This window comes from Clostridioides sp. ZZV14-6150 (assembly GCF_020657875.1).
Taxonomy (GTDB): domain Bacteria; phylum Bacillota; class Clostridia; order Peptostreptococcales; family Peptostreptococcaceae; genus Clostridioides.
Window position 1 is genome coordinate 1 of record NZ_JAGWDA010000033.1, and the last position, 10,367, is coordinate 10,367.

General features: G+C 29.4%; 10 protein-coding genes. 9 read left to right on the forward strand and 1 reads right to left on the reverse strand.

Annotation, left to right across the window (positions count from 1 at the left end; translation table 11 throughout):
• The first annotated feature begins 302 nt into the window (after positions 1-302).
• The 8 genes from KGF41_RS20145 to KGF41_RS20180 all read left to right on the forward strand — a co-directional run bounded on the left by KGF41_RS20145 (position 303) and on the right by KGF41_RS20180 (position 8,172).
• Entirely contained in the window at positions 303-962 is a 660-nt protein-coding gene (locus tag KGF41_RS20145) for a response regulator transcription factor (protein WP_227828260.1), read from the forward strand.
• Between the two features lie 196 nt (positions 963-1,158).
• Positions 1,159-2,217, forward strand: coding sequence for a lysylphosphatidylglycerol synthase transmembrane domain-containing protein (locus tag KGF41_RS20150; RefSeq protein ID WP_227828261.1), 1,059 nt, complete (start codon positions 1,159-1,161; stop codon positions 2,215-2,217).
• A gap of 244 nt (positions 2,218-2,461) precedes the next feature.
• Positions 2,462-4,606: a formate dehydrogenase subunit alpha gene (fdhF, locus tag KGF41_RS20155; RefSeq protein ID WP_227828262.1), complete on the forward strand. Its 2,145-nt coding sequence runs from the start codon at positions 2,462-2,464 to the stop codon at positions 4,604-4,606.
• A 47-nt stretch (positions 4,607-4,653) separates the two neighbouring features.
• Positions 4,654-5,487, forward strand: a complete 834-nt coding sequence (gene fdhD / locus KGF41_RS20160) for a formate dehydrogenase accessory sulfurtransferase FdhD (protein WP_227828263.1) — start codon at positions 4,654-4,656, stop codon at positions 5,485-5,487.
• Positions 5,488-5,498: 11 nt separating this feature from the next.
• A complete protein-coding gene (locus tag KGF41_RS20165; RefSeq protein WP_227828264.1) occupies positions 5,499-5,672 on the forward strand; it encodes a hypothetical protein in 174 nt (57 codons plus the stop codon).
• A 36-nt stretch (positions 5,673-5,708) separates the two neighbouring features.
• Positions 5,709-6,260: a 4Fe-4S dicluster domain-containing protein gene (locus tag KGF41_RS20170; RefSeq protein ID WP_227828265.1), complete on the forward strand. Its 552-nt coding sequence runs from the start codon at positions 5,709-5,711 to the stop codon at positions 6,258-6,260.
• Positions 6,261-6,280: 20 nt separating this feature from the next.
• Positions 6,281-7,657: a [FeFe] hydrogenase, group A gene (locus KGF41_RS20175; RefSeq protein WP_227828266.1), complete on the forward strand. Its 1,377-nt coding sequence runs from the start codon at positions 6,281-6,283 to the stop codon at positions 7,655-7,657.
• Complete coding sequence (locus KGF41_RS20180) at positions 7,657-8,172, forward strand: 4Fe-4S dicluster domain-containing protein (protein ID WP_227828267.1); 516 nt, start codon at positions 7,657-7,659, stop codon at positions 8,170-8,172. The genes KGF41_RS20175 and KGF41_RS20180 overlap by 1 nt, the downstream gene beginning before the upstream one ends.
• Before the next feature lie 83 nt (positions 8,173-8,255).
• Here KGF41_RS20180 and KGF41_RS20185 read toward each other — a convergent pair whose 3' ends face one another.
• On the reverse strand, positions 8,256-9,539 hold the full coding sequence (locus KGF41_RS20185; protein WP_227828268.1) for a conjugated bile salt MFS transporter: 1,284 nt from the start codon (positions 9,537-9,539) through the stop codon (positions 8,256-8,258).
• 193 nt (positions 9,540-9,732) lie between these two features.
• On the opposite strand from KGF41_RS20185, the gene KGF41_RS20190 reads away from it, so the two are divergent.
• A complete protein-coding gene (locus KGF41_RS20190; RefSeq protein WP_227828269.1) occupies positions 9,733-10,155 on the forward strand; it encodes a DUF3783 domain-containing protein in 423 nt (140 codons plus the stop codon).
• Positions 10,156-10,367 lie beyond the last annotated feature (212 nt).

A 10,367-nucleotide genomic window follows, 5' to 3' on the forward strand; every position in this document is an offset into this window, starting at 1 on the left:
CATAATCTATCATTCGTAGTGTTAGGTTGCAAGTATTATTCTGACTTTTATTTATATTAAGACCTTGCCTTTCATCCTCACATCTAAAGAAGGGGGCTTTTCGGCAATTTTATTGTAAAATAAATATTAAGCGTTTAAAATATAAAATTTTTATGTTTGAAGTGTTAAAATGATTTTGTTGTAAAATATTAATTAATCGTTGTAAGTTATAATATAATAGTATGAGATTTTATATAAATTTATAAAGATATAATTAAATATATAAATTAAAGTGTAATTAAACATGTAATGGAGGTGTTAGTGTGTCTAAGATACTAGTAGTAGATGATGAATTAGATATGTTAAAGTTAATTGAAAATATATTAAAGAGAGATGGGCATGAAGTAAAGGTAATTAGTGATGTAGAAAATATTCTTGATATTGACTATAATCCTTTTAATCTAATAATATTAGATGTAATGATGCCTAAAATGGATGGTTTTGAAGTATGTAAAAATATAAGAAATAAGGTTGATTGCCCAATATTGTTTTTGACAGCTAAAAATATGGAAAGTGATGTTATGTATGGTCTTGGTATAGGGGCTGATGATTATATTACAAAGCCTTTTGGTGTAGGTGAGTTAAGAGCCAGAATAAATGCTCATTTGAGAAGAGAAAATAGAGAGAAAAAAAATTCATTAACTATATCAAATGTTCAATTTAATTTTTTGGGAAAAGAAATTTCTGTTGATAATAATAAGATAAATTTTACTAAGAGTGAGTATCTAATATGTGAATTTCTAGCAAAAAATAAGGGACAAGTCTTTTCAAAAGAAAGAATATATGAGCATGTATATGGATTTGATGGAGAAAGTGATATAAGTGTTATTACAGAACACATAAAAAATATACGAAGCAAGTTTAAATCTTATGATATTTATACAATAGAGACTGTATGGGGGATAGGATATAAGTGGGTATAATACTCAGTGCAAATACTGTATATATCTACAAAATGTTTGTAAAATATTAATCTATATATTAAAATTTAATTTATAGATTAATATTTTTTGTAAATGACAAAATTGTAAGGTATTTTGTTATAAAATATTAATATTAGTAGTGTATACTAATAATATGGTGTTTAATATAAATCTTGAGCAAAGGATGGTTTTTCTAATGGATAAACTAAAAAATATTAGGAAGAGCTTACTACAGTATACATTTTTATTTTTACTAATAGGTATAACAATTTACTTGGTATTTAAAACATTAGATATTAAGATGTTATCAAATGTTATAACTATGGTAGATAAAAAGTTTTTATTTGTAGGGGCTCTGGCAATAATGTCTCACATAATGCTTGAAGGATTAGTAATGAAGATAATTATAGAAAGTACTCACAAAGTCAATATTAGATTTATTGGTTTCAAGCTAGCCATTATGGGATTTTATTATAATCTAATAACTCCATTTGCTTCAGGAAGCCAACCAGTACAGATATATGTACTTAAAAAATGCAAAATGCCACTTAGTAAAGCAAGTGCAGTTGTTACAAATAAGTCTATTATTTTTCAAATAGTAGTTACTGTTTATTGCACAATATTAGTATTAATGAATCTAGCTATGCTAGAAAAACAAATGAAAGTAATCATGCCCTTAGTGTTTCTAGGAATAGCAATTAATTCATTTGTTTTAATTATGATAATTTTAGTTATTTTAAATCCTCAAAAAATAAAATATTTTATGAGAGTTTCAATAAAGTATTTAGCAAAAATTAAGTTTTTAAGATTCCTAGAGAGTAAAGTAGACTCTATAGAAAATTTTATAGATGATTATAGTAAAGCAATAAGTTTTTTTGCTAAAAATAAAAAAGTATTAATTTTAACTATTATAGTGACTTTTATTCAATTAAGTGCTTACTTTAGTGTTTCTTTTTGGATATATAAAGCATTTAATTTACAAGGTTATAGCTATATTTATATATTAACACTACAAGCTTTTTTATATATGGCAATATCACCAATACCAACACCTGGTAATGTAGGAGCTAATGAATTAGCATTTTTCACTATATTTAAATCAGTATTCCCTCAACCTCTAATGGGTTATGCAGTATTTTTATATGGTGGATTTATGTACTATTTGATTCTGATTGGAAGTGGTATCTTTACTGTAATCACTCACTATAGAATGAAAAATAGAATTGGTAGAAATGCCGTTTTAAGTGAAAATTAGATAAATCTAAATAAGCATATATTAAAAAATATGTCATAAGAACTATAATATTTTAATTAGATGATTAAAATATAAGAATTATTATGACATATTTTTTTTGAAATTTAAAAGGAATTGTGAGAAAATTGTTGAATTTAATAGATAATATTGCAAAATATTTGTAAATTTTGCATATTATAAAAATACTTCATTATCTTTAAGGTAAATTTTACTCATCAGGGGATAAATCTAAGGGGGGAAATGTATGGAGAAGAAAATTTTAACAGTTTGTCCATACTGTGGAGCTGGATGCCAATTATATCTAGTAGTAAAAGATAACAAGATATTAAGAGCAGAGCCAGCTGATGGTAGAACAAATCAAGGAAGTTTATGTTTAAAAGGTCGTTATGGATGGGATTTTCTAAATGACCCTAAAATTTTAACACCTAGACTAAAAAAACCAATGATAAGAAAACAAGGTGTGCTAGAAGAGGTTGAATGGGATGAAGCTATAAGTTATACAGCTTCAAGATTAAACGAAATTAAAGAAAAATATGGTCCTGATTCTATTATGGGGACTGGTTCTGCAAGAGGACCTGGTAATGAAGCAAACTATATAATGCAAAAATTTATGAGAGCTACAATAGGAACCAATAATGTTGACCATTGTGCTCGTGTCTGACATGCACCATCTGTAGCCGGTCTGGCTTACTCATTAGGTAGTGGTGCAATGTCTAATTCTATACCAGAAATAGAAAACGCAGATGTTTTATTTATATTTGGATATAATGGAGCAGATTCACATCCAATAGTTGCAAATAGAATAATTAAAGCTAAGAAAAATGGAGCTAAGTTAATTGTTACTGACCCTAGATTAACTGAGTCTGCAAGAATTGCTGATATACATCTACCTATAAAGGGTGGAACAAATATGGTTTTAGTAAATGCTTTTGGAAACGTTTTAATAGAAGAAGGTCTCTACAATAAAGACTTTGTTCAAAACCATACACAAGGATTTAATGAGTACAAAGAAATTGTTAAACCATATACAGCTAAATATGCTGAGAAGATGACAGGAATTCCAGAAGAGCTTATAAGAAGAGCTATGAGAGAATATGCAAAAGGTAAGAAGGCCATGATACTTTATGGAATGGGTGTCTGTCAATTTGGTCAAGCTGTTGATGTAGTTAAAGGGCTTGCCTCAATTGCTCTACTTACAGGCAATTTTGGTAGAGAAAGCGTTGGAATAGGGCCTGTACGTGGACAAAATAATGTTCAAGGAGCTTGTGATATGGGAGCTCTTCCTAATGTATATCCTGGTTATCAAAATGTAACTGATGATAAGATAAGAGAAAAATTTGAAAATGCTTGGGGAGTAAAGTTATCTCCTAATAATGGATATAGTTTAACTCAAGTTCCAAATTTAGTGTTAAAAGAGAAGAAGCTTAAAGCTTATTATATATTTGGGGAAGACCCAGTACAAAGTGACCCAGATGCATCAGAAGTTAGAGAGGCTTTAGACGAGTTAGAGTTTGTTGTTGTTCAAGATATATTTATGAATAAGACAGCGCTTCATGCTGATGTTATACTTCCAGCTACTTCTTGGGGCGAACATGATGGAGTATATACATGTGCAGATAGAGGATTCCAATTGATGAGAAAAGCTATAGAGCCACAAGGAGATGTAAAACCAGACTGGCAAATTATAAGTGAAATTTCTACAGCAATGGGATATCCTATGAACTATAAAAATACTAAAGAAATATGGGATGAACTTAGAGCATTATGTCCAAATTTCTTAGGCGCTACTTATGAAAAAATAGAGGCTCAAGGTTCTGTTCAGTGGCCTTGTAAGAGTGAAAGTATGGAAGACAAAGGAACTATGTATCTATATGAAGGACAAAAATTCTCTACTCCTAATGGAAGAGGTAATTTATTTGCTGCAGAATGGAGACCTCCTATGGAAGTTGAAGATGATGAATATCCATTTAGTTTATGTACTGTAAGAGAAGTTGGTCACTATTCAGTAAGAACTATGACTGGTAACTGTAGAACACTTAGTTCATTAGAAGATGAGCCAGGTCGTGTTCAAATAAATTGTAATGATGCAGATAGATTAGGAATTGAAGATGATGAATTAGTTAGAATTAGTTCAAGAAGGGGAAGTGTAATCACAAGAGCAACAGTAACTGATAGAGTTAAAGAAGGAGCGACATATATGACTTATCAGTGGTGGGTTGGAGCTTGTAACGAGCTTACAATAGCAAATTTAGACCCTATATCTAAAACACCAGAATACAAGTATTGTGCTGTTAAACTTGAAAAACTTGATGACCAAGAGTTAGCAGAGAAATGTGTAAGAGAAGAATATCAAAGTCTTAAAGATAAAATGACTGCCACAAATGTTTAGTAGTTATTAGATTGAGGGTTTATAGAAGGCGAAAGGGTAAATATCTTATGGAGAATATATACTCAAAAACTAAGTCACAAGAAAATAGTAAAGATGAAGTTTTTGAAAACAGTTATAGTTTGGTAGATTATAAATACATGAATTCTTTTAAGTTAGAAATAAGCAAAATAAATGAATATAATTTATCTAATGAATATGAAGAAATAATTGCAGAATATCCACTTAGCTTTATTTTAAATGATAAATACATAAATACATTTTTATGTACACCATATAATTTAAAAGAGCTTGTAGTTGGTTTTTTGAGAACAAAGGGATATATAGAAAATAAAAAAGACATATTAGATATAGAAATAAATGATAAGGAACGGGTTACAAAAGTAACTATTCAAGAGAAACATGATGATGAAGAGGAACAAATTATATTTTTAAACTCACTAGACTATATAAGGTGTACTCCTGTAGAGAGTAATATAAAAATAAATTATGATGAGATTTACAGTATAATGGATAAAAACTTAAATTCGTCAGAATTATTTAAAAATACGGGTGGAGTACACAGTGTATCCATATTTGATAATGATAAAAAAATAGTGACCTGTGAAGATGTAGCAAGGCATAACGCAATGGATAAAGCAATAGGATTTTGTGTTTTAAATGAAATATCATTAAAAAATAAGACTGTAGTTGTAAGTGGGAGAATATCTTTAGAGATGATACTAAAGGCAGCTATGACTCAAATCCCTATTGTAATATCAAAATCAGCACCAACTAATTTATCAATAGAGCTTTCTAAAAAATTAAATATAACTCTTATTGGATTTGTAAGAGGAAGACGAATGAATATCTATGCAAATTCACAGAGAGTTATCAAAAAGTGAGACTGAAGCGTATGTGTGCTAATAAAGAAGAGAAAAAATATTCAAGATGTGAAGTGTGTGGAGTAGTAATTGATGATACTGACAAAGTATATGCCAATAAGTATAATTTGTGTAAAAATTGCAAGCGAAATATAAGTATTGAAAAAACACTAAAATATATAAATATATATAATAAAAATAACTAGGGACTTAGAAATATACAAATTGAAAGGTGGGATAATATGAATAATAAAATAGGCTCTTTTGTAATAGCAGACCCAAGTAAATGTACTGGTTGCAGAACTTGTGAAGTAGCTTGTTTTACGATGCATAACCAACATAATAATGTAGGATATACGGTTGGGACAGTTGACATACCAGTTATACCTAGACTTTATTTAGTAAAAGGTGATACTTTCTGTATGCCAATACAATGTAGACACTGTGAAGATGCTCCTTGTCTAAATTCATGTCCACAAAAAGCTATAAACAAAGAGAACAATGTCATGTTTGTTAATGAAGAAAAATGTATAGGGTGTAAAACTTGTCTCCTAGCATGTCCTTTTGGAGCTATAGATTTACTTCCACAATATAAAGATGGGAAAGAAGTAGAACAAGTAATTTTGGAAGAAAATAAAAAAATAGCATATAAGTGTGATTTATGTAAAGACAACGAAAAAATAGCTTGTATAAGCGCATGTCCTCAAGATGCATTAAAACTTGTTACTCCAATAGATGACAAAAAAGCTAAGAATAGACAAGCTGCACTTAGCTTATTGTTGACAAATAAATAAAGGATAAAGGGGTGACGTTTATGATAATAAATATAGATAAAGATTTATGTACTGGATGCAGAGAATGTTCAAAGGTATGTCCAGTAAATGCTATTGAGGGGGAAGAAGGAAAACCACAAGAAATAAACTTAGATAGATGTGTTATGTGTGGTCAATGTGTTCAAATTTGTAAATCTTATGCTTCAGTTATAGATGAAGGATTTGAGTTTTTGAAAGATAAAAAACAAGAACGAAAAATACCAGAATCAATAAATGAACCTATATTCGCAGCACATAATGTATGTGATGTAGATAGGGTAAAAAAAGCTTTGAGTGACCCAGATGTATTTACCATGGTTCAATGTGCACCAGCAGTTAGAGTAGCTTTAGGAGAGGATTTTGGATACTATCTAGGATATTTAGGTGCTGGAAAAATGGCAGCAGCACTTAGAGCATTAAATTTTGATAGAGTTTATGATACTAATTTCGCAGCGGATTTAACTATAATGGAAGAAGGTAGTGAGTTAATTAAGAGAGTTACAGAAGGTGGAACTCTTCCAATGTTTACATCTTGTTGTCCAGCTTGGGTTAAATTTATAGAAAAAAATTATCCTAAATTAACTAATCACTTATCTTCTTGTAAATCACCTCAGCAGATGGGTGGTGCAATATTTAAGACATATGGCGCAGAAATAAATAATGTGGATGCATCTAAAATATTTAGTGTTTCTATAATGCCATGTACATGTAAAAAGTATGAATGTGATAGAGAAGAGATGGATTCTAGTGGATATAGAGATGTAGATGTAGTGTTAACTACTAGAGAGCTAGCTTACCTAATAAAAGACATGGGAATTGATTTTAAAAATTTAGGAGAAGAAAAGTTTGACAGCCCTTTAGGTAGTTACAGTGGAGCTGGAACTATATTTGGTGTTACTGGTGGAGTTATGGAAGCAGCTATAAGAACAGGTTATGAGCTTATAACTGGAGAAAGTATACCTAATGTAGAAGTAAAACAAGTAAGAGGAGAAAGTGGTTTTAGAAAATCAACTATTAAGGTAGGAGATTTAGACTTAAGAGTTGGTGTAGTAAGTGGACTGAAAAATGTAATACCAGTACTTGAAGATTTAGAAAAAGGAAAGTTGGATATAGATTTTATAGAGGTTATGACTTGTCCTGTTGGATGTGTAAGTGGTGGAGGTCAGCCAAAAATTTTACTAGAAGAATATAAAGACTTAGCCTATGAAAATAGAACAAAAGCAACATATGTGCATGACGAACACTTGGCAATTAGAAAATCTCATGAAAATCCTGACATCAAAAAATTATATGATGAATATCTAGTAGAGCCATTAGGAGAAAAATCTCATCATTTATTACACACTACATATTGTATAGGAAAGGAAGTGGCTAAGTAATGAATTATTTTGTTATAGCAGACCCTGATAAGTGCATAGGATGTAGAACTTGTATGATAGGATGTGTGGTTGCACATTCAGATGAAGATATTTTTTACAAAAGTCCAGATGAGATAAACTTTAACCCAAAACTTTCTGTCATAAAAACAAAGGAAGTTAGTGCTCCAATACAATGTAGACATTGTGAAGATGCTCCTTGTGCAAAGGCCTGTCCAAATGGAGGTATAGTTAGGGTGGGTAATACAATAAAAATAAATGAAGAAAATTGTATAGGATGTAAGACTTGTATGCTGGCATGTCCTATAGGAGCGATAGATATAGTTACACTAAAAGATGTAGATAAAGGAAAGCTTTGCTTTAGAGAAAGAATGACAGCAAACAAATGTGATTTTTGTATAGATTCACCAGAAGGACCAGCATGTGTAAATGTATGTCCAACAAAAGCATTTACTATAGTTAAAGATGAGGATATAGATAACACTGTTAAAAATAAAAGAAAGTTAGCTATATTATAATATAATTAATAAAAAGATGGAGTTCTAGTTGTTATTAGAGCCTCCATCTTTTTTGTATAATTTTTATAGAAATTAAGAATTAATTATTGTGCTAACTTATCTAACCTATCCTTATTTAGCTTTGCCATTCCCATAGAAGCTGTGATAAGTAAAGCATAAGCGACTATAACTGATAAAATTATAATAGACCAAGAGAATTTATAACCAAAATTATCAACGAGTAATCCAAATAATGTTGAACCAAGTGCAAATCCAATTGCAAAAATTAACTGAACAATCCCAAAAATACTGCCAAACTCCTTTTGACCAAAAAAAGTACCAGTTAAATAAGCAGGTCCAATCATATAAGCAAATACAGAAAGACCCTTTAAAATAGCAAATACAAATGCAAGATTAGCAGATGTATCAACAAATAGTAGTGATAAAGTAGCCATAAGTACAAATATAAAAGATATAATCAGTGTTTTTATCTGACCAAATTTATCAAATAATAATCCTCCAAATAAATTACCAATAAGAGCAAATAAGGCAAAAGTAGAACCTACTGTTCCTATTAAAATTGGATTTATATAATTTCTAAGGTAGGTTGGATATTGTACAGATAATGATGAAACATATATACCTACAAAAGCAAATCCAATTGTCATAATCCAAAAATATTTATTCTTTCTAGCTTCTTTTAATGTATAACCCCATACTGAAGGGGAATTTTTATTAGATGTTTTGTCATTTTTTATTTTAGAGCTTATTTTCTCATTAGTATCTTTAGGCATTTTAAGCATAAATAATGTTACAGGTATACCAACTATTAGTGCTACAATCCCAAATATTAGATAAGAACGGCTGTATCCTTGAGATGCTAATGAGCGAACTACAAGTTGTTGTAGAAATATACTACCAATAGAGCCACCAGCAAAAGCAAATCCCATAGCTTTTCCTTTACTTTTTTCATCAAACCAAGCACTTATTAAAATTGGTATTCCTATCGCAGATATAATTGTAGCTCCAATTTGTACAATGCATGATACCGTATAAAATTGCCATAGTTCAGTACATATAGAAAATGTAGCAAAAGCAATGCTAGAAATTATACAGCCTAATAAATATAATATCTTAATATTGACCTTAGAAAATAATTTACCTATAAATGGTGATGCAATTGCTGAAGCAATAGTACCAAAAGTAAATATTAGAGAAAAAGATGCTAAGCTAAAACCTTCTCCTTCTACAACATAACTTATAAACTGGGGCTGTATACTTGCTACAATACTAAATGGTATAGCTTGTATCAACATACAACCAAGTACTATAATCCAAGCAGATGAAAAGTTTTTAATGCTAAAATTCTTGTTTAGTAGTGTCTTCATGGTATCATATCTCTCCTTTAGATTATAATTTGTAAATATTAATCTAATTATTCTAATTTTATATATTAGTTTTGGATAGTTGAATTAGTTATATGTAATTTGGGGTATTAATATAAAAATTATCTGTAAAAATTGATTATTTTAAATAGATAGGGTAAATTAAAATATATAGATAAATGAAAGGATGGATAAAATGTCATTTGAAAAAATAAATAATAATAATCTAGATAAAATACACAGCAGGAAGTGTATTATGTTTGTAAATTTTAATAAAAAAGAATTATCATTAATTAAAAATGTTAGTAATTTTGCTGGAATAAGAGACCATATCATTTTAAGTGATAAAAATGGTGAAAACATAGTAAGAGACATTTTGGATGGGAATATATCAAGTGAATGTGATAATGGAATTAAAAGTAAGTCTGTAATATTTAATAATATTTCCAGTACACAAGTAAATGCATTTTTAGAAGGATTGAAAAAAGTAAGAATAAATAGACCTTTTACAGCAATGGTAACTGAGACATCTATTGATTGGACATTAAATAATTTAATAGAAAATTTAGTTCAAGAACGCAATGCTATGTCTTCAGGAAAAACAATTGAGCATAAGTAAATTAGTTTTTAGAACCATCTTCTAATAAATTTAACCTCCTATGGCGAAATTCCTTTTCCTCGCCATAGGAGGTGGAGGATGTAAACCTAACCGATAGGTTATTTATTTTACTTGATTTTCAAAAATGTATTGTATTATAAAATCAGTAGTAAAAACTGAAAGGAAGTAATTACAATGAAATTAGATAGTAATAATCATTCAGTATTTTTGTT

Excerpts from the sequence above, each read along its gene's own strand:
- KGF41_RS20150 (WP_227828261.1), top strand. The coding sequence starts at position 1,159 with ATGGATAAACTAAAAAATATTAGGAAGAGCTTACTACAGTATACATTT.
- fdhD (WP_227828263.1), top strand. The coding sequence starts at position 4,654 with ATGGAGAATATATACTCAAAAACTAAGTCACAAGAAAATAGTAAAGAT.
- KGF41_RS20165 (WP_227828264.1), top strand. The coding sequence starts at position 5,499 with ATGTGTGCTAATAAAGAAGAGAAAAAATATTCAAGATGTGAAGTGTGT.
- KGF41_RS20170 (WP_227828265.1), top strand. The coding sequence starts at position 5,709 with ATGAATAATAAAATAGGCTCTTTTGTAATAGCAGACCCAAGTAAATGT.
- KGF41_RS20175 (WP_227828266.1), top strand. The coding sequence starts at position 6,281 with ATGATAATAAATATAGATAAAGATTTATGTACTGGATGCAGAGAATGT.
- KGF41_RS20180 (WP_227828267.1), top strand. The coding sequence starts at position 7,657 with ATGAATTATTTTGTTATAGCAGACCCTGATAAGTGCATAGGATGTAGA.
- KGF41_RS20185 (WP_227828268.1), bottom strand. The coding sequence starts at position 9,539 with ATGAAGACACTACTAAACAAGAATTTTAGCATTAAAAACTTTTCATCT.
- KGF41_RS20190 (WP_227828269.1), top strand. The coding sequence starts at position 9,733 with ATGTCATTTGAAAAAATAAATAATAATAATCTAGATAAAATACACAGC.